Annotated in this window: 18 protein-coding genes and 1 pseudogene; 4 read left to right on the plus strand and 15 right to left on the minus strand. The window is 73.3% G+C overall.

Annotation, left to right across the window (positions count from 1 at the left end; all coding sequences use genetic code 11):
* Nucleotides 1–7 precede the first annotated feature (7 nt).
* The 6 genes and pseudogenes from ACIQIB_RS00980 to ACIQIB_RS01005 all read right to left on the minus strand — a co-directional run.
* Nucleotides 8–502, minus strand: a pseudogene (locus tag ACIQIB_RS00980) (DoxX family protein); the annotation flags it as partial.
* Nucleotides 503–706: 204 nt separating this feature from the next.
* Nucleotides 707–2,302 carry a glutamine-hydrolyzing GMP synthase gene (guaA, locus tag ACIQIB_RS00985; RefSeq protein ID WP_363605556.1) on the minus strand — a complete coding sequence of 532 codons (1,596 nt, stop codon included), beginning with the start codon at nucleotides 2,300–2,302 and terminating at the stop codon, nucleotides 707–709.
* Between the two features lie 1,050 nt (nucleotides 2,303–3,352).
* Nucleotides 3,353–5,158, minus strand: a complete 1,806-nt coding sequence (locus ACIQIB_RS00990; protein ID WP_400756146.1) for a GMC oxidoreductase — start codon at nucleotides 5,156–5,158, stop codon at nucleotides 3,353–3,355.
* A gap of 69 nt (nucleotides 5,159–5,227) precedes the next feature.
* On the minus strand, nucleotides 5,228–6,871 hold the full coding sequence (locus ACIQIB_RS00995; RefSeq protein WP_400756147.1) for a succinic semialdehyde dehydrogenase: 1,644 nt from the start codon (nucleotides 6,869–6,871) through the stop codon (nucleotides 5,228–5,230).
* 102 nt (nucleotides 6,872–6,973) lie between these two features.
* Nucleotides 6,974–8,707 carry a protein kinase gene (locus ACIQIB_RS01000; protein WP_400653079.1) on the minus strand — a complete coding sequence of 578 codons (1,734 nt, stop codon included), beginning with the start codon at nucleotides 8,705–8,707 and terminating at the stop codon, nucleotides 6,974–6,976.
* Between the two features lie 157 nt (nucleotides 8,708–8,864).
* Entirely contained in the window at nucleotides 8,865–9,959 is a 1,095-nt protein-coding gene (locus ACIQIB_RS01005; protein ID WP_363605550.1) for a protein kinase domain-containing protein, read from the minus strand.
* Between the two features lie 57 nt (nucleotides 9,960–10,016).
* Between ACIQIB_RS01005 and ACIQIB_RS01010 the strand changes: the two genes are divergently transcribed.
* Nucleotides 10,017–10,553 (plus strand): SHOCT domain-containing protein, encoded by a 537-nt coding sequence (locus ACIQIB_RS01010; RefSeq protein WP_400653075.1) that lies wholly within the window; start codon nucleotides 10,017–10,019, stop codon nucleotides 10,551–10,553.
* 9 nt (nucleotides 10,554–10,562) lie between these two features.
* Here ACIQIB_RS01010 and ACIQIB_RS01015 read toward each other — a convergent pair whose 3' ends face one another.
* Entirely contained in the window at nucleotides 10,563–12,563 is a 2,001-nt protein-coding gene (locus tag ACIQIB_RS01015; protein WP_400756149.1) for a protein kinase, read from the minus strand.
* Between the two features lie 251 nt (nucleotides 12,564–12,814).
* Between ACIQIB_RS01015 and ACIQIB_RS01020 the strand changes: the two genes are divergently transcribed.
* On the plus strand, nucleotides 12,815–13,381 hold the full coding sequence (locus ACIQIB_RS01020; protein ID WP_400653071.1) for a hypothetical protein: 567 nt from the start codon (nucleotides 12,815–12,817) through the stop codon (nucleotides 13,379–13,381).
* Between the two features lie 67 nt (nucleotides 13,382–13,448).
* Here ACIQIB_RS01020 and ACIQIB_RS01025 read toward each other — a convergent pair whose 3' ends face one another.
* From ACIQIB_RS01025 to ACIQIB_RS01040, 4 genes are all read right to left on the minus strand, one after another.
* The gene (locus ACIQIB_RS01025) at nucleotides 13,449–14,576 is read right to left on the minus strand and encodes a GuaB3 family IMP dehydrogenase-related protein (protein ID WP_363605544.1); all 1,128 of its coding nucleotides are present in this window, start codon (nucleotides 14,574–14,576) and stop codon (nucleotides 13,449–13,451) included.
* A 209-nt stretch (nucleotides 14,577–14,785) separates the two neighbouring features.
* Nucleotides 14,786–16,288: an IMP dehydrogenase gene (guaB, locus tag ACIQIB_RS01030; RefSeq protein WP_363605543.1), complete on the minus strand. Its 1,503-nt coding sequence runs from the start codon at nucleotides 16,286–16,288 to the stop codon at nucleotides 14,786–14,788.
* A gap of 251 nt (nucleotides 16,289–16,539) precedes the next feature.
* Nucleotides 16,540–17,244, minus strand: a complete 705-nt coding sequence (locus tag ACIQIB_RS01035; protein WP_363605541.1) for a sigma-70 family RNA polymerase sigma factor — start codon at nucleotides 17,242–17,244, stop codon at nucleotides 16,540–16,542.
* A 338-nt stretch (nucleotides 17,245–17,582) separates the two neighbouring features.
* The gene (locus tag ACIQIB_RS01040) at nucleotides 17,583–18,194 is read right to left on the minus strand and encodes a response regulator transcription factor (protein WP_014136228.1); all 612 of its coding nucleotides are present in this window, start codon (nucleotides 18,192–18,194) and stop codon (nucleotides 17,583–17,585) included.
* Nucleotides 18,195–18,753: 559 nt separating this feature from the next.
* On the opposite strand from ACIQIB_RS01040, the gene ACIQIB_RS01045 reads away from it, so the two are divergent.
* On the plus strand, nucleotides 18,754–19,080 hold the full coding sequence (locus ACIQIB_RS01045) for a WhiB family transcriptional regulator (protein ID WP_363605540.1): 327 nt from the start codon (nucleotides 18,754–18,756) through the stop codon (nucleotides 19,078–19,080).
* 77 nt (nucleotides 19,081–19,157) lie between these two features.
* Here ACIQIB_RS01045 and ACIQIB_RS01050 read toward each other — a convergent pair whose 3' ends face one another.
* From ACIQIB_RS01050 to groES, 3 genes are all read right to left on the minus strand, one after another.
* Nucleotides 19,158–20,165, minus strand: a complete 1,008-nt coding sequence (locus tag ACIQIB_RS01050; protein WP_400756151.1) for a LysR family transcriptional regulator — start codon at nucleotides 20,163–20,165, stop codon at nucleotides 19,158–19,160.
* Between the two features lie 141 nt (nucleotides 20,166–20,306).
* On the minus strand, nucleotides 20,307–21,938 hold the full coding sequence (gene groL, locus ACIQIB_RS01055) for a chaperonin GroEL (protein ID WP_363605537.1): 1,632 nt from the start codon (nucleotides 21,936–21,938) through the stop codon (nucleotides 20,307–20,309).
* Between the two features lie 134 nt (nucleotides 21,939–22,072).
* On the minus strand, nucleotides 22,073–22,378 hold the full coding sequence (groES, locus tag ACIQIB_RS01060; protein ID WP_014136232.1) for a co-chaperone GroES: 306 nt from the start codon (nucleotides 22,376–22,378) through the stop codon (nucleotides 22,073–22,075).
* A gap of 279 nt (nucleotides 22,379–22,657) precedes the next feature.
* Between groES and ACIQIB_RS01065 the strand changes: the two genes are divergently transcribed.
* The gene (locus tag ACIQIB_RS01065; protein WP_400756153.1) at nucleotides 22,658–23,860 is read left to right on the plus strand and encodes a methyltransferase domain-containing protein; all 1,203 of its coding nucleotides are present in this window, start codon (nucleotides 22,658–22,660) and stop codon (nucleotides 23,858–23,860) included.
* Here the strand turns inward: ACIQIB_RS01065 and ACIQIB_RS01070 are convergent.
* Nucleotides 23,842–24,756: a polysaccharide deacetylase family protein gene (locus tag ACIQIB_RS01070; protein WP_400756154.1), complete on the minus strand. Its 915-nt coding sequence runs from the start codon at nucleotides 24,754–24,756 to the stop codon at nucleotides 23,842–23,844. The genes ACIQIB_RS01065 and ACIQIB_RS01070 overlap by 19 nt on opposite strands.
* Nucleotides 24,757–24,813 lie beyond the last annotated feature (57 nt).

Consider the following 24,813-nt stretch of genomic DNA (forward strand, 5'->3'; position numbering starts at 1 on the left):
CACGGTCCCGGGCCGACCGCCGGGCGAGGTAGCCGTCCACCGACAGGTACGGGGTGCCGGCCAGCACCAGCGGCGTCCAGGCCATCAGGTAGGCCAGGTCGTTGCCGAGGTAGTACGGCGAGACGTTCCAGCTGACGGTCAGCCAGAGGCTGAGGCTGATCAGCGCCCCGCCGAGCGCCGCGGCCCGGCCCCAGAGGCCGACCAGGGTGCCGAGGCCGACCGCCAGCTCGCCGAAGGCGATGGCCAGCGCGAACGGGGTCGGCGCGTGCAGGGCGGCGCCGAGCAGGAAGGAGACCGGGCTGCTGTCCCTGACCGCCTGGGTCTGCGAGACGAACGACGCCGGGTCGCCCGCGCCGGCCAGGTAGTGCGAGTCGGAGAGCTTGTCCAGCGCCGCGTAGACGAAGGTGACGCCGAGGAAGATCCGCACCGGCAGCAGCGCGTACCGCGAGGCGAGGTTCTTGCGCCGGACCGCCCGGCCGGCCGCTCCCCCGCCGGCCACCATGGAGCTGCTGGCCTCCGACATCGCTCACACCTTCCTTCCCTGCCTGCCACGCCCGGGCAGGTCCGGTCCGCATTCTGCACGGTCGCGAGCGCTTTCGGTGGGAGGTCCCACCCGCCCGGCGCCCGGTACACCGCGAACGGCCGCGCCGCCGCTCCCTTGTCCACGGGAACGACGGCGCGGCCGCTCAGTGCCGGCGGGGAGCGGTCACTCCCACTCGATGGTGCCCGGCGGCTTGCTGGTGACGTCCACCACCACGCGGTTCACGTCGCGGACCTCGTTGGTGATCCGGGTGGAGATCTTCGCCAGCACGTCGTACGGCAGCCGCGACCAGTCGGCCGTCATGGCGTCCTCGGAGGACACCGGACGCAGCACGATCGGGTGACCGTAGGTACGGCCGTCGCCCTGGACGCCGACGCTGCGCACGTCGGCGAGCAGCACGACCGGGCACTGCCAGATCTCGCGGTCCAGACCGGCCGCGGTCAGCTCCTCGCGGGCGATCGCGTCGGCGTCGCGGAGCAGGTCCAGGCGCTCCTTGGTGACCTCGCCGACGATCCGGATGCCCAGGCCCGGGCCCGGGAACGGCTGGCGCTGGACGATCTCGTCCGGCAGGCCGAGCTCCTGGCCGACCATCCGGACCTCGTCCTTGAACAGCTTGCGCAGCGGCTCGACCAGCTGGAACTGCAGGTCCTCGGGCAGGCCGCCGACGTTGTGGTGGGACTTGATGTTGGCGGTGCCGGTGCCGCCGCCGGACTCCACCACGTCCGGGTACAGGGTGCCCTGGACCAGGAACTCCACCGACTCGCCGTGCTCGCCGGCCTCGGCCACGATCTCGGCCTGGGCCTGCTCGAAGACCCGGATGAACTCCCGGCCGATGATCTTGCGCTTCTCCTCGGGGTCGCTGACCCCGGCGAGCGCGGTCAGGAACCGCTCCTGCGCGTCGACGACCTTCAGCTGGACGCCGGTGGCCGCGACGAAGTCCTTCTCGACCTGCTCGGTCTCGCCCTTGCGCATCAGGCCGTGGTCGACGTACACGCAGGTCAGCTTCTCGCCGATGGCCTTGTTGACCAGGGCCGCCGCGACCGCGGAGTCGACGCCGCCGGAGAGGCCGCAGATGGCGCGCTTGTCGCCGACCTGGGCGCGGATCAGCGCGACCTGCTCCTCGACGACGTTGCCGGTCGTCCAGGTCGGCGCCAGGCCGGCGCCGCGGTAGAGGAAGTGCTCCAGGATCTGCTGGCCGTGGTCGGAGTGCAGCACCTCGGGGTGGTACTGGACGCCGTAGAGGCGGGCCTCGTCGTTCTCGAAGGCCGCGACGGGCACCACGCCGGTGGAGGCGGTGACCACGAAGCCCTCGGGGGCGGCGGAGCAGGCGTCGCCGTGCGACATCCACACCGAGTGCTGCGCCGGGACGCCCTCGAACAGGGTGGAACCGGCGCGGGAGACGGTCAGCGGGGTGCGGCCGTACTCGCGGGCGCCGGTGTTGTCGACGGTGCCGCCGAGCGTCACGGCCATCAGCTGGAAGCCGTAGCACATGCCGAAGACCGGCACCCCGGCCTCGAAGATCGCGCGGTCGATCCGCGGCGCGCCCTCCTCGTAGACCGACGACGGGCCGCCGGAGAGGATGATCGCCTTCGGGTTCTTGGCGAGCATCTCGGCGACCGGCATGGTGCTCGGCACGATCTCGCTGTAGACCCTGGCCTCACGCACCCGGCGGGCGATGAGCTGGGCGTACTGGGCACCGAAGTCGACGACCAGGACGGTGTCGGTCTCAGGTACGGACTGGTCGGGAATAGCAGAGGACACGGACGGCCTTCCGGCAGCGGTACGAAAGGTGTCGCGCGCCACGCGTCCTACAAGGGTGGCGGCGGGCGACGGGCTGGGGGTCTGAGGCCGAGTCTACCGGGCGGCCCGGTTTCACTCGTCTGCCCGCCGCCGGGACCGTGACCGGCCGGGTGGCCGGTTCGTTGCTCCAGACGACCGTACGACCGCGCCGCGCCCGCCAGGTGCGCCGCCTCCGCCCCGGCAGGGGCGCTGCCGTACGGGCTTGCAGGACCACGCGTGGAGCTCATCCCAGTCCACCGGCGCGCGTGGCGCCGCCGCGGCCCCGGCCCCGCCGGGAGCGGTGCGCCGTGGGACCGTGCGCCGGTGCGGCGGTCGGCCAGCAGGGGACAGCGAACCCGGCCGCGACTGGAATCAGGAAGGTGGGGCGGTCGGTCCCCGGGGACGCCCGGAGGCCGACCGTCGCACCCCGGCGCATGCCCTTTGCCGTCCCACGCCGCTACGCGCGTCCCCGTGCGCTCCGGCCGACCACCATCACTACGCACCGTGATCATCGCTGTGCCCGTCGGAGCCTCCCACGCGGACGGGCACAGCCCTCCCGAACCGGCCGGGCCGAAAATGGACTGTGCCGAAGTACGCCGAATCGGTTGCAGAACAAGCCCTTCGTCCAGCACGATGCTGCTTGGAAGCAGTTCTCCCGGCGGGCCCGAGGCCCTTCGCGGAGGCCGTCCCCCGATGCCGCCAAGACCCGAGGCGGCAACGATTTTCACCTCACGCTCCGTGAGCGAAGGCCCGGCGCAGACATGCGCGCCGAACCGCCGCGCCGCGAGCGTGCGCGCCCCGCGCGACCGGCCCATCCACGCCGGAGCCGCGACGGCGCGACCCAGAATCCGACCGACCCGACGGCGCTCCTCCCCCGGCGCCGTCACCTCCAGCACCGGCGCCGCCCTGACGCCGAGTGCTGAGCGACAAAGGGCCCCGTTCCCCCGCGGGGCCCTTTGCCCTGTCCGGGCCCGGGTCGGCCTGGTCCCGACGGCTCGGGGTCACCGCGGACCCTGCGGCGGCACCGGCCCTTCAGGGCCGCTTCCTCGGAACCTCCGGCACGGCGAGCAGCGGCAGCCGCAGCGCGCCGAAGGCGTCCTGCGGAACGGCCGGCCGCACCGGCGCCACCGGGGCGACCCGCCGGTACTCCTCGCCCGGGGCCGGGCGCGGGTCCTCCTCGCCCTTGTTGGGCCACATCGACATCGCCCGCTCGGCCTGCGCGGTGATCGTCAGCGAGGGGTTCACCCCGAGGTTCGCGGAGACCGCCGAGCCGTCCACCACGCTGATCCCGGGGTGCCCGTGCAGCCGGTGGTACGGGTCGACCACGCCGTTCTCCGGGGTGTCGCCGATCGGGCAGCCGCCGAGGAAGTGCGCCGTCATCGGGATGTCGAAGATCTCGCCGACGGTGCCGCCGGCGAAGCCGTTGATCTCGTCGGCCAGCGCCCGGGCGCCCTGCTCGGCGGCCGGGATCCAGGTCGGGTTGGGCGCGCCGTGGCCCTGGGTGGACGTCAGCCGGCTCCTGCCGAGGCCCTTCTTCTTCAGCGAGACGGTGATCGAGTTGTCCAGGGACTGCATCACCAGGCCGATGATGGTCTTCTCCGACCAGCGGTGCTGGTTCATCGACCGGGCGAAGGTCACCGGGTGCCGGGCCGCCGCCCCCAGGTAGCGCAGCCAGCGCGGGGTCCGGCCACCGCCCTTGACCTGCATGATCGACAGCGCGCCCATGGCGTTGGAGCCCTTGCCGTAGCGCACCGGTTCGATGTGGGTGTTCTCGTCCGGGTGGATCGATGAGGTGATCGCGACGCCCCGGGTGAAGTCCGCCCGGGAGCCGTACCGCCGGTCCGTGGTCTGCGCGCCGACCAGCGCCTCGGAGTTGGTGCGGGTCAGTTCGCCGAGCCGGCCGGAGATCCGCGGCAGGTGGCCGCCGTCGCGCATCCGGTGCAGCAGCGACTGGGTGCCGTAGGTGCCGGCCGCGACGACCACCCGGGCGGCGGTGACGGTCCGTGCCCCCGCCTTCACCCGGTCGGTGGTGGAGCGCGCGTCGGTCCGGCGTATGTCCACCGCGTAGCCCGGGCTCCCGTCCGCGCCCCGGTGCTCGCGGATCCGGGCCACCGTGGTGAGCGGGTGGATCTCGGCGCCGCCGCGCTCGGCCAGGTACAGGTAGTTCTCGGTGAGCATGTTCTTGGCGCCGTGCCGGCAGCCGGTCATGCACTCGCCGCACTCCACGCAGGCCCGCCGCTTCGGGCCGGCGCCGCCGAAGTACGGGTCCTCGGTCTCGGCGCCCGGGGCCGCCCTGGCCCTCCCTTCGGCGTCCTTTCCGTCACCGAAGAAGACCCCGACCGGTGCCAGGTGGAAGGTGTGCCCGACGCCCATCCGCTCGGCGGCCGCCCTGAGGTGGACGTCGGACGGGGTGACGGTCGGGTTGAGCCGCACCCCGAGCATCCGCTGCGCCTGGTCGTAGAAGGGCGCCAACTCCTCCTGCCAGTCGGTGATGTGGCGCCACTGGCGGTCCTCGAAGAACGCCTTCGGCGGCACGTACAGGGTGTTGGCGTAGTTCAGCGAGCCGCCGCCGACCCCGGCGCCGGCCAGGATCAGCACATTGGCCAGCAGATGGATCCGCTGGATGCCGTACAGGCCGAGCCGGGGAGCCCACAGGTAGTCGGCCAGGGCCCAGGAGTTCCGGGGCAGTTCGTCGCGGTCGAAGCGCCGCCCGGCCTCCAGGACGGCCACCCGGTAGCCCTTCTCGGTCAGCCGGAGCGCGGCGACCGAGCCGCCGAAGCCGGAGCCGACCACGACCACGTCGTAGTCGAAGTCCGCCGCACCGCTGGACCCCACCATGTGCCACCGCTCCTTCGGGAAAAGAACTGACGTCGGGGACGGACCGGACGAGCCGCCCGGCGGGCGCGGCTACCGGAAGCGCAGCGCCTTCAGCACCCGCAGCCCGCCGGTGAACACCGCGGCGAACTGCCGGTCGTCCAGGCCGAACGCGGGCGCGAGCGGCACCAGCCGCTGGCCGGCGATGGTCTGCGCCTCGGTGAACCGCAGGATGCCGTCGGCGCCGTGCCGCCGGCCGAGCCCGGACTCCCCCATCCCGCCCATCGGCGCGGAGACCGAGCCGTACGCCGCCGCGTAGCCCTCGTTGATGTTGACCGTGCCGGTGCGCAGGCGGGCCGCGACGGCCCGGCCACGCCGCGAATCCCTCGTCCAGACACTGGAGTTCAGCCCGTACGCGGTGGAGTTGGCGGCGGCCACCGCCTCCTCCTCGGTGTCGAAGCGGTAGACCGAGACCACCGGGCCGAAGGTCTCCTCGGCGCAGACCGCCATCTCCGGGGTGACGCCGTCCAGGATGGTCGGCTCGTAGAAGAACGGGCCGAGGTCCGGCCGGGCCCGGCCGCCGGCCAGCACCGTGGCGCCGCCCTTGACCGCCTCGTCCACGTGCCGCGTGGTGGCGTCCAACTGCCGTACCGAGACCAGCGATCCCATGTCCGCGCCGTACGCGAGGCCGCCGCCCAGGCGCAGCGCCCGGGTCCGCTCGGCGAACCTCGCCAGGAACTCCTCGGCCACCGAGCGGTGCACCAGCAGGCGTTCGATCGCGATGCAGAGCTGGCCGGCCGAGGAGAAGCAGGCCCGGACGGCGCCCTCGGCGGCCCGGTCCAGGTCGGCGTCGGCGAGCACCAGCATGGCGTTCTTGCCGCCGAGTTCGAGCGAGGCGCCGACCAGCCGGGCGGCGGCGCGCTGGGCGACGTCCCGGCCGGTCCGGGTGGAGCCGGTGAACGAGACGTAGTCGGCGTGCTCGACCACGGCCGGGCCGACCACCGGGCCGTCGCCGACCACGATCTGCCAGAGGTCGGCCGGCAGCCCGGCCTCGACCAGCAGTTCCCGGGCCCAGAGCGCGGTCAGCGCGGTCTGCGTGTCCGGCTTGTTGACCACCGCGTTGCCGGCCACGAAGGCGGGCAGGGCGTCGCCGATGGACAGCTCCAGCGGGTAGTTCCAGGGCGAGATGTGCCCGATGACACCCTTGGGCCGGCGGGCCTCGACCGCCCGGGTCAGCACCGGCAGCGCCCCGCCGTGCCGCTTGTCGCGCAGGTACGCGTGGGCGGCGCGCCCGTAGTGCCGGGCCGCCATGGCGACGGCCAGCACCTCCTCGAAGGCGTGCAGCCGGGCCTTGCCGGTCTCGGCCTGGATCAGGTCCAGCACCTCGTCCTGCCGCTTGAGCAGCAGGTCGTGGAAGCGCAGCAGGACGGCGGCCCGGCGGCGCACCGGCAGCGCGGCCCAGGCGGGCTGGGCGCGCCGGGCCAGCTCGTACGCGACCTCGACGTCGGCCGGGGTGGACTGCGGCAGGCTCGCCAGCCGCTCGCCGGTCAGCGGGGCGACGGTCTCCACCAGGTGCGGCTCGCCGCTGGCCGTGACGCCGCCGGCCAGGCGGGAGACCAGCGAGGCCGGGACGGCCGAGGCGACGGTGCGGCCGCCGCCGGGCGCGACCGGGTTGCGGGCCGCCGAGCCGTCGCCGGTGTGCTCAGTGGCCGCTGCATCTGCTGTGAGGTCCGTCATACGGCGCAGCCTAGGCGCTCGGCGGCCGGTTCGGTACCCGCCGGTAACAAGAAACCGCCCGTGTCGGGCGCGCGCGCCGCCGCGCGCGCCCGCCGAACGGGTTCAGCGGGTCGGGGTGAAGTCGTTGAGCACCGTGGTGAACCGCCGCTCGCCCTCGGGCCAGTCCGCGTCCGGGCAGGACAGGTAGACGGCGTAGCCGGTGCCGTCGCCGTCGATGAACTCCGCCTCGATCGCCCGCCGCCGGCCACCCTCCTTGGCCGCGTAGCTGAACTCCCAGACCGCCGCGTCGTGGCCGTTCACCCCGACGCTGGTCAGCTTGTGCTGGCGGTAGTCCTTCAGCTTGGAGACGGTGGTCTCCATCTGCCGCAGGTGCTCCAGCGGCTTGACCGACTGGCCGACGGTGACGGCGAACTGCAGGTAGTGCGTCTTGTTGTCGGGGCTGTAGAAGATCTGGTTCGCGTTGTCCGTGCTGCGCTGCCAGGCCGGGGTGGCGACCGGCAGCGGGAAGCGGAAGCCCGCCGGGTCGTCCACCCAGCGGTAGCCGGGGGGCGCCGGTTCCGCGTTGCCGGGGGCGCCGGCCTTCGGCTCGCCGGAGACGGCCGGGTTGAGCTCCGTGACCGGGGCGTCGTGGTGACGGGTCACCAGGAAGGTGGCCCCGGCCGCGAGCACGGCGACGGCCAGGCCGATCAGGGCGAGCCGCAGTACGGTGCGGCGCTTGGCCGGGCCGCGCGCGGGCGCGACGGGGTGCACCACCGGCGCGGTGGGCCCGGTGGGTACCTCCACGGGCGCCGGGGAGCCGACGACGGCGCCGCCCGCGCCGTCCGTCCCGTCCACCCCGCCCGCGCCGTCCGCCCCTGCCGCGGCCGGCTGCGACCCGGTCGGTGGCTCCGGCTCGACGGCGGAAGCCGACTCGGACGGCTCCCCGTTGCGGTCCACCAACGGCACCGACCGGGTCGGCATCTTGAGCGGCGCGACGGCCTTCAGGCCGATGGTGTGCCCGGCCTGCACCTCGGCCAGCATCCGGGCCGCCTCGTCCGCGGCCGGACGGTCGGCCGGGTCCTTGGCCATCAGCGCGGCCAGCACCGGGCCCAGCGGCCCGGCCCGGCGCGGCTCCGGCAGCGGCTCGGCCACCACGGCGGCCAGGGTGGTCAGCGGCGAGGTCCGGCGGAACGGCGACTCGCCCTCCACCGCGGCGTACAGGGTCGCCCCGAGGCCCCACAGGTCGGAGGCCGGTCCCGGCCGCTCGCCCTGGGCCCGCTCCGGCGCCAGGTAGTCGGGCGAACCGACCAGGTCCCCGGGCCGGGTCAGCTCGGCCGAGCCCTCGTAGGTGGCGATCCCGAAGTCCAGCAGCACCACCCGGCCGGTCCCGCGCTCCAGCAGCACGTTGGCCGGCTTCACGTCCCGGTGCAGTACGCCCAGTTGGTGGCCCCGGTGCAGCGCGGCCAGCACCTGGCTGCCGACCTCGGCGACGGCGCGCGGCTGCAAGGTGCCGTCCTGGCTGATCACGTCGGCCAGCGAGCGGCCGTCGACCAGCTCCATCACGATCCACGGGCGGCCGTCCTGCTCCAGCACGTCGTGGACGGTGATCACGCCGGGGTGCTTGATCCGGGCGGCCGCGCTGGCCTCCCGCTTCATCCGGGCGTGCAGGATCTGCAGCTCCTCCTCGGGGAGGTGACTGACAGTGAGCTCCTTGACCGCCACCTCGCGGTCCAGCATCCGGTCCCAGGCCCGCCAGACCGTGCCCATGCCGCCCCGGCCGAGCCGGTCGCCCAGCTCGTAGCGCCCGGCCAGCAGCCGCTCCACCTCGGCCGCCTCCGGCCGGTCCTGCACGCCCATCGGCGACCGCTCCCCCTCATCCACCGCCGTCACCGCGACGGAGGGCCTGGTGCAGACCACAGTTCGAACAAATCCCACGCACACACTAGGCGCACCGCCCCCACCCCGGTAATCACCCCCGTCCGCCGTACCGCGACGGCTTCCCGGGCGGGCACCGTCAGCCTGCGAACAGCACCACAGCCGCCACCCCGAGCACCAGCAGCAGGAACACCCCGGCGACCAGCAGCGGGCCCAGCAGCGCTGGCGGCACCCGCGGCGGCCGGGCCGGCTCCGGGCCGGTCTCCGCCGCCACCGGCTCCCGGCCGGGCCCGCCCCGGCCGCGCCGACGCGGTGTCAGCGGCACCAACGGGCCCTCCGGCTTCACCGTGAGCAGCCCGGCCGCCCGTTCCTCGTCGACCGGCTCCGGCGCGCCCGCCAGCAGGTCCGCCAGCTCCCGCTGGATCTGCGCCGCCGTCGGCCGCAGCGCCGGATCGGGCTGGAGCAGCCGCTCCACCAGCGGCGCCAGCGGCCCGCACACCGCGGCCGGCTCCCGTCGCCCGTCGCGCACCGCCGTCACCAGCTCCGGCACCCCGTGGTCCGGGAACGGCGAACGGCCGGTCACCAGCCGCTGCATCAGCACGCCGAGCGCCCAGCAGTCGCCCGCCGGGCCGCCGTCCAGCGGCCAGCGCTCCGCCACCGGGCCGACCAGGGTGGCCCGCACCTCGTACCGGCGGCGCCCACCGGGCCCGCCCAGCTCCTCGGCCAGCGCCTCCTGCGCCACCCCGGACAGCAGCCCGCCCAGCAGCGCCGCGCCGTCCTCGCAGACCAGCACCGACTCGGTGGTCAGGTTGCCGTGCGCGAGACCCGCCTCGTGCAGCGCCCGCAGCGCGCCCGACAGGTCCGCCGCCACCTCGGCCACCCGGTACGGCGGGACCGGCCCGGCCGCGGCCTGCTCGGACAGCGGCACCCCGGCCGGCCACTCCTCGACCGTCCAGAGCAGCTCGCCCTCGACGAACGCCCCGACCCCCTGCAGCAGCCGGGGATGCGTCGCCGCGGCCGCGCCCACCGCCCCCACCCGGCGGACCAGCCGCTCGCCCTGCTCGGGCACCGGGTCGTCGGGATCGTGACCGCTCGTCAGCAGGCCCGGCAGCTCCAGGCCGCGCAACAGGACGAGGGCTCCCGTCCGCTCGTCCACGGCGAGCGCGCGCGCCGCCTCCGGATGATCCGTCAGCCGGTAACGACCCGCCAGCATCTGCCCCGGGACCGCTCGCATGCGTGTTCCTCTCGCTCGCCGCCCAGCCTAATTGTCTGCCGCATTACGCTCGATCCCATGGACTGGACCGATCTGATCGACGCGGCCTTCGACGTGGCCGGCAACAACAACAGCGACACCCGGGCGGAGGCCCTGCGCACCGTCGAGGCGAACGTCGCACCCGACGAAAAGCCGGTCGCATCCACGGCCGGGCGCCATCCCGACCACTTCCGCAAGGGCGTGCTGGTCCTCACCACCCACCGGCTGCTCTTCCTCAAGGACGGAAAACCGCCGGTCCCGGTTCCGCTTTCGGCGGTCACGGACGCCACCGTGACCAGGACCCGGTTCAACGGCGAGGTGCTGCTGGTGGTCGCGCTCACCGGCTCGCACCGGTTCGAGGACGTGGCCAAGGCCGAGGTCTTCGCCGAGCAGATCCGGGCGGCCGCCCGGCTGTCCCGTAACGCTACGCCCAAGTCCCTCGCCCCCGCCCCGGCCGCCGCGCCCTCCACCGGTACCGAACTGCTCGACCAGCTGGAGCGGTTGGCCGCCCTGCACACCGCGGGGGCCCTCACCGACGAGGAGTTCGGCCGCGCCAAGCAACGCCTGATCGGCTGAGCACCCCGGCTACGGCGCGGGCTGGAAGGTCGCGAAGGCGGTCTCCCTGGCCTGGACGTTCTGCGGTGCGTTCCAGTCCGTGTCCGGGGTGGTCCAGTAGATGGCGTAGCCGTACTTGGCCGGGGTGCCGGTGACGAAGCCCCGGTTGAGCGAGTGCGTGCGGGGGCTGCCGGACGTCCACTCCCAGTCGGCGGCGTTGGTCCACTCGCGGTAGTTGACGGCCTGCAGCGCCACCCGCTGGTAGTTGGTGACGCGGCCGCGGAGCCCGGGCTCGGACTCCTTCCAGTCGGCGAGGGCGTCCGGGCCTGGGCTGGTGGTCCACTCGACGGTCAGGGTGCTGCCGCCGCCCTTGAAGATGTGCCGGACGGAGTCGGAGCCGGCCGATTCCAGCCAGTCCGGCAGCACGATCGAGAAACCGGACGGGTCCTTGTACGCGTGGTACCCGGCCGGCACGGCCGCACCGGCCGGGGCCGGCGGGGCCGACGACGGCGCCGGGGCGGGCGGGGCGACGGTCTGCTCGGCGGGCGTGGTGACGGCGGACGGCGTGGTCGGGGCGGTGCTCGGGGCGGCGGGCGTGGTCGCCTCCGGGGCGCCGCTCGCCGGTTCCGTCCCGGCCGGGGGCGTGTCCGCCGGGGGCGTGTCCACCGGCGGGGCGTCCGCGCCGGTCGACAGCCCGACGGTGACTCCGGATCCCTGCGCCGCCCCGTTGTCGGAGCCGCCGAACGCCCGCACCAGCGCCACCGCCCCGGCGATCAGCAGCAGCACCAGGACCACCGCGACCACGGCCAGCCGCCGCCGGCCCTTGCGCGGGTCCGCACCGGCCGCCTGGGTCGCGCCCAGGGTCCACTCCCCGCTCACCGGCTGGACCGGCTCGGGCCCGGCCGCGGCCTCCGCCGCGGCGACGGGCTCCTCGTCCTTGGCCCGGCTGCCCACCCGGACGGTGCCGAGCAGCCCGCCGACCGGCCGCTTGCCGGTGGCCCCGCCCGCGTTCTCGGTGTTCTCGGTGTCCTCGCCGCTCCCGCCGACCTTGCCGTCCTCGCCGGCGCCCTTGACGTCCCCGGCGTCCTCACCGCTGCCGGACGCGCCCTGGCCGGCCGCACCGGCCGCAGCGGTCACCCCGGCCGCACCCGCCGCCCGCACCGGCATCGCGTGCTCGGTGGTCGACTCGGCCCGCGCGGTGTCCTCGGCGACCACCCGCTTGAGCATCGACCGGGTCTGCGAGGCGTCCAGCCGCTCGACCGGGTCCTTCGCCAGCAGCCCCTCGATCACCGGCAGCAGCGGGCCCGCGTTCGTCGGCGTGGTGAGCTCCTCGGTCATCACCGCCGTGAGGGTGGCCAGCGCCGAACCCCGGTCGTACGGCGGCCGGCCTTCGACCATCGCGTACAGCGTGCCGCCCAGCGACCACAGGTCGGCCGGCGGGCCTGGCTTCTGCCCCCGGGCCCGCTCCGGCGAGATGTACGAGGGCGCGCCGACCAGCATTCCGGTGGAGGTGACCGAGGCGTCGCCCTCGACACTGGCGATGCCGAAGTCGGTGAGCACCACCCGGCCGTCCTCGCCGATCAGCACGTTGGACGGCTTCACGTCGCGGTGCAGGATGCCGAGCGCGTGCGCGGCGCTCAGCACCCCCAGCACGTCGAGCGCGATCTCGGCGGCCCGGACGGGCTCCAGCGGCCCGTCCTCCTTGATCACGTCCGCCAGCGAGCGGGACTCGACCAGCTCCATCACGATCCACGGCCGGTCGTCCTCGTCGACCACGTCGAAGACGGTGACCGCCGAGCTGTGCCGGATCCGCGCCGTGGCCTTGGCCTCGCGCAGCGTACGGACGATCAGCCGGTGCTTCTCGTCCTCCTCGACGCTGGCGTTCATCCGCAGTTCCTTGACCGCGACGATCCGGCCCAGCATTTCGTCCTCGGCGCGCCAGACGGTGCCCATACCGCCGCGCCCGAGCACCGCGTCCAGCCGGTAACGGCCGGCCAGAAGGCGGCCGGTGGAACCCTGCGCCTGGGTCATTCGGAACGTTCCCCCATGTGCTGCTGGCGGTCGAGGTGACGGCGCGTCGGCCCGGCGTCGGGCCCGAACGCCAAGCCTCCATCATCCCCTGTCCCGAGGGCCCTCGACCACCCGGCCCCCGGCCACACCTCCGGCGAACCGGACGACGGTCGCGCTCCGTGCCCGATCTGTGATCGAAACCCCTGTCCGGCCGGGCCCGGGCGCTGCTAGCGTTCGGCAGCTCACAGTCTTTCCGGGGGGATTCGACGCCCATGACCGCACCCACACCGGGCGCTGACGGCCAGTCGGGACGGCCACGAACGGCTCAGCACTACTCGGTCGCGCCCGAACCGGACACCCCCGAGGGCTATGTCGCCCCCGGTATGCCCGGCGCCCCGGTGGCCGGTTACGAACCCGCGCCCGCGCCCGCCGCCGACGGCCGGCACCACCGCACCGGCCTGGCCGCCGCGACCGCCGCCGCCGCGATGCTGCTCGGCGCCCTGGCGTACGGCAGCGCGCCGGCCCGGGTGCAGGACACCATCGGCTGGCTGGCGATCGCCCCGGCCGCCGCCGTCGCCTGGCCGCTCGGCCGGCTGGGCGGCCACAGCCGGGTCCTGCCGCTGCTCGGCGCGGCGCTCGCGGCCGGCGCGCTCTTCCTCGGCCAGCTGCTGGGCCAGACCCGGCGTCTGCACGAGCTGGCGGGCACCCCGTACGGCGAGCTGCTCGGCGACGCGCTGACGCTCTGGCGCGAGGACCGCCGGCTGCTGGACGTCGCCTTCTACGGCATCGCCCTGATCGGCGGCTTCATCCTGACCCGCCGCACGGCCTCCCGGGACTGACCCGGAGCGACGAGGCCCCCACCGGGCGATGTCCGGCGGGGGCCTCGTCAACCGTGCGTGACCGGGCTCAGCGGTGGTTGAGCGCCGGGTTGACGGTCACCTCGACCCGCTGGAACTCCTTGAGCTCCGAGTAGCCGGTGGTGGCCATGGCACGGCGCAGCGCGCCGAACAGGTTCATGGTGCCGTCGGGGGTGTGCGACGGGCCGGTGAGGATCTCCTCGGTGGTGCCGACGGTGCCGAGGTCCACCCGCTTGCCGCGCGGCAGCTCCTCGTGGACGGCCTCCATGCCCCAGTGGAAGCCACGGCCGGGGGCGTCGGTGGCCCGGGCCAGCGCCGCGCCGATCATCACCGCGTCGGCGCCGCAGGCGATGGCCTTGGCCAGGTCGCCGCTGTAGCCGACGCCGCCGTCCGCGATCACGTGGACGTAGCGGCCGCCGGACTCGTCCATGTAGTCGCGACGGGCGGCGGCCACGTCGGCGACGGCGGTGGCCATCGGCACCTGGATGCCGAGCACGCCGCGGGTGGTGTGGGCGGCACCGCCGCCGAAGCCGACCAGCACGCCGGCCGCGCCGGTGCGCATCAGGTGCAGCGCGGCGGTGTAGGTGGCACAGCCGCCGACGATGACCGGGACGTCCAGCTCGTAGATGAACTGCTTGAGGTTGAGCGGCTCGGCGGCGCCGGAGACGTGCTCGGCGGAGACGGTGGTGCCGCGGATGACGAAGACGTCGACACCGGCGTCGACGACGGCCTTGGAGAACTCTGCGGTGCGCTGCGGGGAGAGCGCGGCGGCGGTGACCACGCCGGAGTCGCGCACCTCCTGGATCCGCTGCTTGATCAGCTCGGCGCGGATCGGCGCGGCGTAGATCTCCTGCAGGCGGCGGGTGGCGGCGGCCTCGTCGTCGAGCCGGGCGATCTCGTCGAGCAGCGGCTGCGGGTCCTCGTAGCGGGTCCACAGGCCTTCGAGGTTGAGCACACCGAGACCGCCGAGGCGGCCGATGGTGATGGCCTGCTGCGGGGAGACCACGCTGTCCATCGGGGCGGCCAGGAACGGCAGCTCGAAACGGTAGGCGTCGATCTGCCAGGCGATCGAGACCTCCTTCGGGTCCCGCGTACGACGGCTGGGGACGACGGCGATGTCGTCGAAGGAATACGCCCGGCGGCCGCGCTTGCCTCGCCCGATCTCGATCTCAGTCACTTCGAGCCCTTCTGGTTTGTTGCTCGTACCCGCCGGGTCACCCCGGCCGTCCCCAGTATCCCGCACGCGCTGTTACTCGCGCGCTCGCCTCCGGGGCGCCCCTTCGGCTCGGCACGCTCCTTCGGCTCGGCGAGGGGCGCGCCCCTCCCGGCGCAGGAGCCGGACACGCCTGAGGGGCCCGCGGTGGCGGGCCCCTCGGGCGGACGGTGTCAGCGCGTGGTGTAGTTCGGCGCCTCGACGGTCATCTGGATGTCGTGCGGGTGGCTCTCCTTGAGGCCCGCCGAGGTGATCCGGACGAACCGGCCCTTGCTCTCCATCTCGGCGATGGTGGCGGCGCCGACGTAGCCCATGGTCTGGCGCAGACCGCCGACCAGCTGGTGCAGCACGGCGGACAGCGGACCGCGGTAGGGCACCTGGCCCTCGATGCCCTCGGGGACGAGCTTGTCGTCCGAGGCCACCTCGGCCTGGAAGTAACGGTCCTTGGAGTACGAGCGGCCCTGGCCGCGGGACTGCATGGCGCCCAGCGAGCCCATGCCGCGGTAGGACTTGAACTGCTTGCCGTTGATGAACTGCAGCTCGCCCGGGGACTCCTCGCAGCCGGCCAGCAGCGAGCCCAGCATCACGGTGTCGGCGCCGGCGGCGAGCGCCTTGCCGATGTCGCCGGAGTACTGCAGGCCGCCGTCGCCGATCACCGGCACGCCGGCCGCCTGGCAGGCGAGCGCGGCCTCGTAGATCGCGGTGACCTGCGGGACACCGATGCCGGCGACCACCCGGGTGGTGCAGATGGAGCCGGGGCCGACGCCGACCTTGACGCCGTCCACGCCGGCGTCGATCAGCGCCTGGGCGCCGTCACGGGTGGCGACGTTGCCGCCGACCACGTCGACCTTGACGGCCGACTTGATCTTGGCGATCCAGGCCAGCGCGTTGTGGCTGTGCCCGTGCGAGGTGTCCACGACCAGGAAGTCCACCCCGGCCTCGACCAGGGCCTGGGCCCGGTCGAACGCCTCGGCGCTGGCGCCGACGGCGGCACCGACCAGCAGCCGGCCCTCGGCGTCCTTGGCGGCGTTCGGGTACTTCTCGGCCTTGACGAAGTCCTTGACGGTGATCAGGCCCTTGATCCGGCCCTCGTCGTCGACCAGCGGGAGCTTCTCGATCTTGTGGCGGCGGAGCAGCCCGATCGCGTCCTCGCCGGAGATGCCGACCCTGCCGGTGATCAGCGGCATCGGGGTCATGATCTCGCGGACCTGGCGGCTGCGGTCCGACTCGAAGGCCATGTCACGGTTGGTGACGATGCCGAGCAGCTTGCCCGCCTCGTCCGCGATCGGCACACCGCTGATCCGGAACTTCGCACAGAGCGCGTCGGCCTCGGCCAGGGTGGTCTCCGGGCCGACCGTGATCGGGTCGGTCACCATGCCGGACTCGGAGCGCTTCACCAGGTCGACCTGGTTGGCCTGGTCCTCGACGGAGAGATTGCGGTGCAGGACGCCGACGCCGCCCTGGCGGGCCATCGCGATCGCCATCCGCGACTCGGTGACCTTGTCCATCGCCGCGGAGAGCAGCGGGATGTTGACGCGCACGTTCCGGGAGACTCGCGAGGAGGTGTCGACCTGGTTCGGCAGCACCTCGGAGGCCCCGGGCAGCAGCAGGACGTCGTCGTACGTGAGCCCGAGCATCGCGAACTTCTCGGGTACGCCTGCGGCGTTGTAAGACATTTCGGGGTACCTTCCGTGGCCGGCCTATTCCGCTCGCGCCCTGAGGGTGGGGGCGCTGTCATCGCTCACTCGCTCAGGCCGCCGAAACGCTCGGTGCCTTGGAGGAACCTCCAGGGGAACCCCGCCCGCACCCACGAAACTTTGGCGACCCGCCCAGGCGCCGATACCCCATCGTACTGGCACCGCGAATGTGTCCTCGTGTGCCCTTGACAACACCGGCCGCCCATGAGCCATTCCGCCCCGGGCCAGGATCAGGAGGACTCCTCCGCGAGCGCCCGCAGCCGGCTGAGCGCCCGGTGCTGCGCGACCCGGACGGCGCCGGGCGACATCCCGAGCACCTCGCCGGTCTCCTCCGCCGACAGCCCGGCGGCCACCCGCAACAGCACCAGCTCGCGCTGACGGGCCGGCAGGTTGGAGAGCAGTTCCTTGGCCCAGGCCGCGTCGCTGCTCAGCAGCGCCCGCTCCTCCGGGCCGAGCGCCTCGTCCGGCACCTCGGGCAGGTCGTCCTGCGGGACCACCGTCGAGCCGGGCCCGCGCATCGCGGCCCGCTGCAGATCGGCGATCTTGTGCGCGGCGATGCCGTAGACGAAGGCCTCGAAGGGCCGCCCCTGGTCCCGGTAGCGCGGCAGCGCGCAGAGCACCGCCACGCAGACCTCCTGGGCGACGTCGTCCACATGGTGCCGGGCACCACCCGGCAGCCGGACCAGCCGGCCCCGGCAGTACCGCAGCGCCAGCGGGTGGACATAGGCGAGCAGCGCGTCGATCGCCGGGCCCTCGCCGCGTACGGCGGCCGCGACCAGCTCGCCGACCAGCGGCGAACTCCCGCCGCCGAGCACCGGCGGACGGCCGGGGCCTGCCTCGCCGGGATCCGCGTACGACGCGTCGTGGCCCGCGCCGGAGGGCTCGGCCTCCACCGGGTCCGCCTCGCCGGGAGTACCGGCCACGTCGTCACGCATCGGTCCATGGTGCCTGGTCGAGCGGGAAAACGCGGCACCGCGTCCGGAGTTGTGCACCGGAACGTTATGCGGTGCGGCATCGTACGCCACACCGTCGCGCACCACCGGCCCCTCCTGCACCGTGCCGCCTCCCGCCCCGCCGCCGTCGGTGGTCCTGTCCGTCGCGCTGTCCGCCGAGTGTCCTGCGGCCGTGTGGTTCGCCGCAGTGCCTGTCCGCTGGTCCCCGAGGTGCTCCACTCCTCCATGGTGCAACCTCGGGACCGTAACGTCACACGCCTGTGCGGGGCCTGTCCTGGGAATCGCGAGCAGCGCGCCGCGACCGGCGGGGCCGCCGGTGGTCAGCGGACCAGGCCCCAGCGGAAGCCCAGCGCCACCGCGTGCGCACGGTCCGAGGCGCCGAGCTTCTTGAACAGCCGCCGGGCGTGGGTCTTGACGGTGTCCTCGGAGAGGAAGAGCTCGCGGCCGATCTCGGCATTGCTGCGACCGTGGCTCATACCCTCCAGCACCTGGATCTCACGCGCCGTCAACGTGGGCGCCGCGCCCATGTCGGGGCTGCGCAGCCGGCGCGGGGCGAGCCGCCAGGTCGGGTCGGCGAGGGCCTGGGTGACGGTGGCCCGCAGCTCGGCGCGCGAGGCGTCCTTGTGCAGGTACCCGCGGGCGCCCGCGGCCACCGCGAGGGCGACGCCGTCGAGGTCCTCGGCGACGGTGAGCATGATGATCCGCGCGCCCGGGTCGGCGGACAGCAGCCGGCGGACCGTCTCGACCCCGCCGAGGCCGGGCATCCGGACGTCCATCAGAACGAGATCGGAGCGGTCGGCCACCCAGCGGCGGAGGACCTCCTCCCCGTTCGTCGCGGTGGTGACCCGGTCGACACCGGGTACGGTCGCGACCGCGCGGCGAAGCGCCTCGCGGGCAAGCGGGGAATCGTCGCAAACGAGAACGGAAGTCATGACCGTCGTCCTCCGCAGCTGATCCGCGTCACGTTGAGCCTCCTGGCTGGTACGAATCTCTCCGACACGGCCGGTCGACGACGGACTCCGGGCCGATCGCCGCTACTCCCCGCGATCGTTCCCGACATCCGGCGCCCGCTTGCCGCCTCCGCACTTCCAACGACCGTCACTCGAATGAGTTACGGCTTTCAGAGCCATCTCCACCACTGTACGTGGCCAACCCATTACCGATCAGCCGCATCGCGGTGCACACGCCGCACTTTTGTGCCGCTCGCGCGCGGTCGGCGTACGACCCGCACACGGGTACGGAGTCGCGCGCGCCCGCGGGCCACCCGATTGCCACGTCCGCGCCCGCCGGAGCCCATGCCCTCTTTGCCCTTTTTTATAGCTTTTCTACGGTCATTGACTGTTGTGCCACTCTGTGGGTGACTTGTCCATGGAGTTGCCTTAAGTCATATTTCCAGGTGTCCACACCAGCGCATCGAAGCCTCGCCGCGCCGCACAGCAACACCCCGCTGGGGCCGGCCGGCGGCCGACGAGCCTCTGAAGGGAATGAGCCATGGCAGATTTCTCCCGCCTCCCCGGCCCCAACGCGGACCTCTGGGACTGGCAGCTCTCCGCGGCCTGCCGCGGCGTGGACAGCTCGCTCTTCTTCCACCCCGAGGGCGAGCGCGGGGCCGCGCGCAGTTCGCGCGAGGCCAGCGCCAAGGAGGTCTGCATGCGCTGCCCGGTGCGCACCGAGTGCGCCGCGCACGCGCTGGCGGTCCGCGAGCCGTACGGCGTCTGGGGAGGTCTGACCGAGGACGAGCGCGAGGAGATGATGGGCCGCTCGCGGCACCGTCTGGTAGAGGTACCGCTGGTCGCGCCGACGGGGGTACAGCACTAATCGCAAACCCGCGCCACGCCGTGGAGAAACGTTTCTTCGCGGCGCTTCAGGCCGCTCTGGCGCCGTACGACCCCGGGTCAGCGTCCGCCGGCCGCGCCCGCCAGCCGCTCCAGCATCAGCGCCACGGCCGGCACCTCCGCGAGGTCCGGCAGGGTCAGGGCGACCACCTGCCGCACCGCCGGCGCCCCCGAGGCGGTCCGCACCGGCACCGTGGACACGCCGTCAGGGCGCACCGACTCCAGCGCCAGCCCCGGCAGCACCGCCACCCCGAGCCCGGCCGCCACCAGGCCGACCACCGCCGGGTAGTCGTCGGTCGCGAAGTCGATCCGGGGCTCGAAGCCCGCCCCCGCGCACAGCTCCACCAGATGCCCCCGGCACTGCGGGCAGCCCGCGATCCACTGCTCCGCCGCCAGCTCCGCCAGCTCCACCGGCCCGCCGCCGCGCCCCGCCAGCGGGTGCGCGGCGGGCAGCACGCCGACCATCGGGTCGTCCAGCAGCGGGGTGACCACCAGGTCGGACCAGTCGGTGACGGCGGTGAGCTGCTGCGCCTCCAGGTTCGCCTCCGCCCGCGCCTCGCGCGGCACGCCGTGCGCGGGCGGCGCCGGCAGGGCCGGGGCGGCCCCGGCCGTCTGCGGGTAGCGGAAGGCCAGCGCGATCTCGCACTCCCCGCCGCGCAGCATCGCCAGCGACTCCGGCGGTTCCGCCTCGACCAGCGACACGCGCACCCCCGGATGGCCGTCCCGCAGCCGGGCGACGGCCGGCGGCACCAGGGTGGAGCTCGCGGTCGGGAAGGAGACCAGTCGCACCCGGCCGGCCCGCAGCCCGGCGATCGCCGCGACCTCCTCCTCGGCGGCCGAGAGCCCGGCCAGGATCCCGGTGGCATGCTTGAGCAGCACCCGCCCGGCCTCGCTGAGCTGCATGCCCCGCCCGGACCGGACCACCAGCGGGGTGTCGACGGACTTCTCCAGGGCCTTCATCTGCTGGCTGATGGCAGGCTGCGTACAGCCCAGCTCGCGAGCGGCCGCGGAGAAGGAGCCGGTGCGGGCGACGGCACGCAGAACGCGCAGATGGCGGGCCTCGATCATGACTCAGTTATAAGGCAAACTTTGCTATAAGCAAAATTCATCTGATAGTTGAATCCCGAAGCAGACCGTCGGCCCATACGCCGCAGGCCCGGCCCGCGTCCCCGAGGGGAGCGGACCGGGCCTGCGGTCACTGATCAGACGTCAGTGGGAGTGGCCGTGGCCACCGTGCGAGTGACCGTGACCGGCCTCCTCGTCCTCCTTCTTCTCCACCACGAGGGTCTCGGTGGTGAGCAGCAGGGAGGCGATCGAGGCGGCGTTCTCCAGCGCGGAGCGGGTGACCTTGACCGGGTCGATGACGCCGGCCTTCACCAGGTCGCCGTACTCGCCGGTGGCGGCGTTGTAGCCCTGGCCCGCCTCCAGCTCGGCGACCTTGGAGGTGATGACGTAGCCCTCCAGGCCGGCGTTCTGGGCGATCCAGCGCAGCGGCTCGGCCAGCGCCTTGCGGACGACCGCGACACCGGTCGCCTCGTCGCCCGACAGGCCCAGGCCGTCCTCCAGCACCTTGGCGGCGTGCACCAGGGAGGCGCCACCGCCGGCGACGATGCCCTCCTCGACCGCGGCACGGGTCGCCGAGATGGCGTCCTCCAGGCGGTGCTTGCGCTCCTTCAGCTCCACCTCGGTGGCGGCGCCGACCTTGATGACGCAGACGCCGCCGGCCAGCTTGGCCAGGCGCTCCTGCAGCTTCTCGCGGTCCCAGTCGGAGTCGGTGTTCGCGATCTCGCCCTTGATCTGGGCGACGCGGCCGGCCACGGCCTCGGTGTCACCGGCGCCGTCGACGACGGTGGTCTCGTCCTTGGTGATGGTCACGCGGCGGGCGGTGCCCAGCACGTCCACACCGGCCTGGTCGAGCTTGAGGCCGACCTCCTCGGAGATGACGGTGGCACCGGTCAGGGTGGCCAGGTCGCCGAGGATCGCCTTGCGGCGGTCGCCGAAGCCCGGGGCCTTGACGGCGACCGCGTTGAAGGTGCCGCGGATCTTGTTCACCACGAGGGTCGACAGCGCCTCGCCGTCGACGTCCTCGGCGATGATCAGCAGCGGCTTCGAGGAACCGCCCTGGAGGATCTTCTCCAGCAGCGGCAGCAGCTCCTGGATGGAGGAGATCTTGCCCTGGTTGATCAGGATGTACGGGTCCTCCAGGACCGCCTCCTGCCGCTCCGCGTCGGTGACGAAGTACGGCGACAGGTAGCCCTTGTCGAACTGCATGCCCTCGGTGAAGTCCAGCTCCACGCCGAAGGTGTTCGACTCCTCGACGGTGATGACACCGTCCTTGCCGACCTTGTCGATCGCCTCGGCGATCAGCTCGCCGACCTGGGTGTCCTGCGCGGAGAGGGACGCGACGGCGGCGACGTCGTCCTTGCCCTCGATCTCGCGGGCGATGGAGAGCAGGTGCTCGGAGACGGCGGCGACGGCCTTGTCGATGCCCTTCTTCAGGGCGGCCGGGCCGGCGCCGGCGGCGACGTTGCGCAGACCCTCGTTGACCAGGGCCTGGGCCAGCACGGTGGCGGTGGTGGTGCCGTCACCCGCGACGTCGTTGGTCTTGGTGGCGACCTCCTTGACGAGCTGCGCGCCAAGGTTCTCGTACGGGTCGTCCAGCTCGACCTCACGGGCGATGGTGACACCGTCGTTGGTGATGGTCGGGGCGCCGAACTTCTTGTCGATGACGACGTTGCGGCCCTTGGGGCCGATGGTCACCTTGACGGTGTCGGCCAGCTTGTTCACACCGCGCTCCAGCGAGCGGCGGGCGTCCTCGTCGAACTGCAGGATCTTCGCCATGTTCCCTATTCCCTCGGGGCTGCGGCCGGCCCACCGACCGCTGAAACTACGTGAACCAACAACCACGCCCCGGGCCCCTGTCACTGGGACACGGATCCGGGGCGGGCTGGAACGTCTTGCTTCCCGACGTCGCGTTACTTCTCGATGATGGCGAGAACGTCGCGAGCCGAGAGGACGAGGTACTCCTCGCCCTGGTACTTCACCTCGGTGCCGCCGTACTTCGAGTACAGGACGATGTCGCCGACGGCGACATCGAGCGGCAGACGCTGGCCGTCCTCGAAGCGGCCCGGGCCGACGGCCAGGACGACGCCCTCCTGGGGCTTCTCCTTGGCCGTGTCCGGGATGACCAGGCCGGAGGCCGTGGTGGTCTCGGCGTCGAGCGGCTGGACCACAATGCGGTCCTCGAGCGGCTTGATGGCAACCTTGCTGCTGGTGGTCACGTCCGAGCTCCCCTTCGGAGATTACGGGGTTTTCTAACGGGTAGGGGCGAACCTGCGAGCCTGCCGTCGCGGGGGTCAGACACGCTTCATCGCGTTAGCACTCACCAGGTGGAGAGTGCCAAGGACGACCATAGGGTGCGGTTAGCACTCAGTCAACCAGAGTGCCAACGGCGCGCCCTCGTGTTGCGCGTGGCGCGGTGGGCCCACGGCGCACCGGGGCCTGCGGGCAGGCGGCCGACGACGCGTCGCGCCGGGCCCGGGACCGGGGAGAATGACCGGGTGGAGACCGAGAACCTGCAGCCCCTGCTGACCCCCGAGGGGCAGTCCCTGCTCGCCGAACTGCGTGAGTTCGCGCCCGAGGAGGAGCTGGCCCTGGCCACCCGGCTGCGGCGGGAGCACCCGGCGGAGCTGGTGTCGGCGGCGTTCGGGCAGGCCCGGCTGCGGCAGCGGGCCCGGGCGAAGTTCGGCCCGGACGCCGACCTGATGTACTTCACGCCCAACGGGGTCGAGCAGTCCACCCGGCGCAGCGTCGCCGAGTGGCGGGCGCGGCGCTTCGCCGGGCTGGGCGTGCGCCGGCTGGCCGACCTCTGCTGCGGCATCGGCGGGGACGTCCTGGCGCTGGCCCGGGCCGGGATCGAGGTGCTCGCCGTCGACCGGGACCCGGCGGCCTGTGCCGCCACCGCCGCGAACGCGGCCGCGCTGGGCCTGTCCGACCTGGTGGAGGTGCGCTGCGCGGACGTCGCCGACATCGATGTCACCGGCTACGACGCGGTCTTCACCGACCCGGCCCGCCGGACGTCACGCGGCCGGGTGTTCGACCCGGAGGCGTACGCCCCGCCGCTCTCCTGGGCGATCGAGGCCGGCCGCCGCACCCCGGTCGGCGCGCTGAAGGTCGCGCCGGGCATCCCGCACGAGGCCGTCCCGGCCGACGCCGAGGCCGAGTGGGTCTCCGACCACGGGGACGTCAAGGAGGCGGTGCTCTGGTTCGGCACCGGGGCCGGGCACCCGCACCGCGCCACCCTGCTGCCGCACGGCACCACGCTGACCGGCGGCGACCTGCCCGACCCGCCCGCCGGACCGGTCGGCCGCTACCTGTACGAGCCGGACGGCGCGGTGATCCGCGCCCACCTGGTCGCCGAGGTGGCCGGCCAGGTGGGCGGCCGGCTGATCGACCCGAAGATCGCCTACCTCACCTCGGACCGCCTGGTCGCCACCCCGTACGCGCACGCGTACGAGCTCACCGACGTGCTGCCGTTCCACATCAAGAAGCTGAAGGCGCTGCTGCGCGAACGGGCCGTCGGCACGGTGGTGATCAAGAAGCGCGGGATGGCGATCACCCCCGAGGAGCTGCGCCGGCAGCTGAAGCCGTCCGGGCCGAACAGCGTCACGGTGATCCTCAGCCGCACCGACCGGGGCCCGCTGATGATGCTGGGCCGGCCGGTGACGGCCGGGGCGGCGGCGGATCAGGCCGGGGGCGCCTGAATGTAGTCCTCGAGCCGGGCCACCGCGAAGCCCTGCTCCTGGATGCGGGCCAGCATCTCGCCGAACATCTGCGTCATCGTCTCGCCCTTGAGGTCCTTCGGGCCCCGGAAGTGGGCGAGGACGATGTCGCCGGGCTTCAGCTTCTTGTCCGCCGCCTGGTACTGCATGTCGTGGATCTGCATCGACTCGCGCCAGAGCACGATGGCCCGCGGTCCGCACTGCTGCACCGAGCCGTTCAGCGCCGGGGTGTTGGCGCCGTCCCCGTAGGGTGGGCGGAACAGCAGCGGCGCGGTGCCGTACTGCTGGGTGAGCGCGGACTGGGCGTCGCAGATCTCGGACTTCTGCTTCTCCGGCGGGACCTTGCTCATCTGGGCGTGGTCCACGGTGTGGTTGTGGATGTGGTTGCCGAGCGCCTGGAGCGGCTTGAAGTAGCCGTAGTTGTCCTTGACGATGTCCCGGGTCAGGAACATCGAGACCGGCACCTTGAGGTCGGTCAGCATCTCGACGAACTTCGGGTCCTTCTCGGCGCCGTCGTCGATGGTGATGAAGACGACCTTGTCGGCCGTCTTCACATCGCTGAACACCGGTACGGTGCCGGTCCGTTCGAGTTTGATCGGCTTGTCGGCGGGCGCGGCCGGGGCGGGCGCCAGCGGCTTGAGGTTCCACTTCGCCCAGGCCGCCGGGTCCCCGGCGGCCGGTGGTGCGGCGGGCGTGGTGGCCGCGGCGGCCGCCGGGGTCTGCGCGCCGCCGCCCGAGGGGTGGGCCGCGGTGGACGGTGTGCCGCCGGCCGCCGCCGGCGTACCGCCACCGCTGCTGCCGCACCCGGTGGCGGCGGCCAGCAGCGCCAGCGCCCCCACCGCGTACGTCTTCGTCCTGCTCCGCCCGTACTTCTTCACCGCGCCGCGCTCCCCGGATCCGTCCAGCCGTCTCGCCCTAGAGCACGGTAGCGGCCG

Source organism: Kitasatospora sp. NPDC092286 (assembly GCF_044755565.1).
GTDB lineage: Bacteria > Actinomycetota > Actinomycetes > Streptomycetales > Streptomycetaceae > Kitasatospora.

Coding starts and splice junctions, on each gene's coding strand:
- ACIQIB_RS00995 (WP_400756147.1), bottom strand. CDS start 6,871: ATGACGGACCTCACAGCAGATGCAGCGGCCACTGAGCACACCGGCGAC.
- ACIQIB_RS01005 (WP_363605550.1), bottom strand. CDS start 9,959: ATGCGAGCGGTCCCGGGGCAGATGCTGGCGGGTCGTTACCGGCTGACG.
- ACIQIB_RS01050 (WP_400756151.1), bottom strand. CDS start 20,165: ATGATCGAGGCCCGCCATCTGCGCGTTCTGCGTGCCGTCGCCCGCACC.
- ACIQIB_RS01045 (WP_363605540.1), top strand. CDS start 18,754: ATGGCAGATTTCTCCCGCCTCCCCGGCCCCAACGCGGACCTCTGGGAC.
- guaB (WP_363605543.1), bottom strand. CDS start 16,288: ATGTCTTACAACGCCGCAGGCGTACCCGAGAAGTTCGCGATGCTCGGG.
- ACIQIB_RS01035 (WP_363605541.1), bottom strand. CDS start 17,244: ATGCGTGACGACGTGGCCGGTACTCCCGGCGAGGCGGACCCGGTGGAG.
- ACIQIB_RS01020 (WP_400653071.1), top strand. CDS start 12,815: ATGACCGCACCCACACCGGGCGCTGACGGCCAGTCGGGACGGCCACGA.
- ACIQIB_RS01010 (WP_400653075.1), top strand. CDS start 10,017: ATGGACTGGACCGATCTGATCGACGCGGCCTTCGACGTGGCCGGCAAC.
- ACIQIB_RS01015 (WP_400756149.1), bottom strand. CDS start 12,563: ATGACCCAGGCGCAGGGTTCCACCGGCCGCCTTCTGGCCGGCCGTTAC.
- ACIQIB_RS01040 (WP_014136228.1), bottom strand. CDS start 18,194: ATGACTTCCGTTCTCGTTTGCGACGATTCCCCGCTTGCCCGCGAGGCG.
- ACIQIB_RS00990 (WP_400756146.1), bottom strand. CDS start 5,158: ATGGTGGGGTCCAGCGGTGCGGCGGACTTCGACTACGACGTGGTCGTG.
- ACIQIB_RS01000 (WP_400653079.1), bottom strand. CDS start 8,707: ATGGGCGTGCAGGACCGGCCGGAGGCGGCCGAGGTGGAGCGGCTGCTG.
- groL (WP_363605537.1), bottom strand. CDS start 21,938: ATGGCGAAGATCCTGCAGTTCGACGAGGACGCCCGCCGCTCGCTGGAG.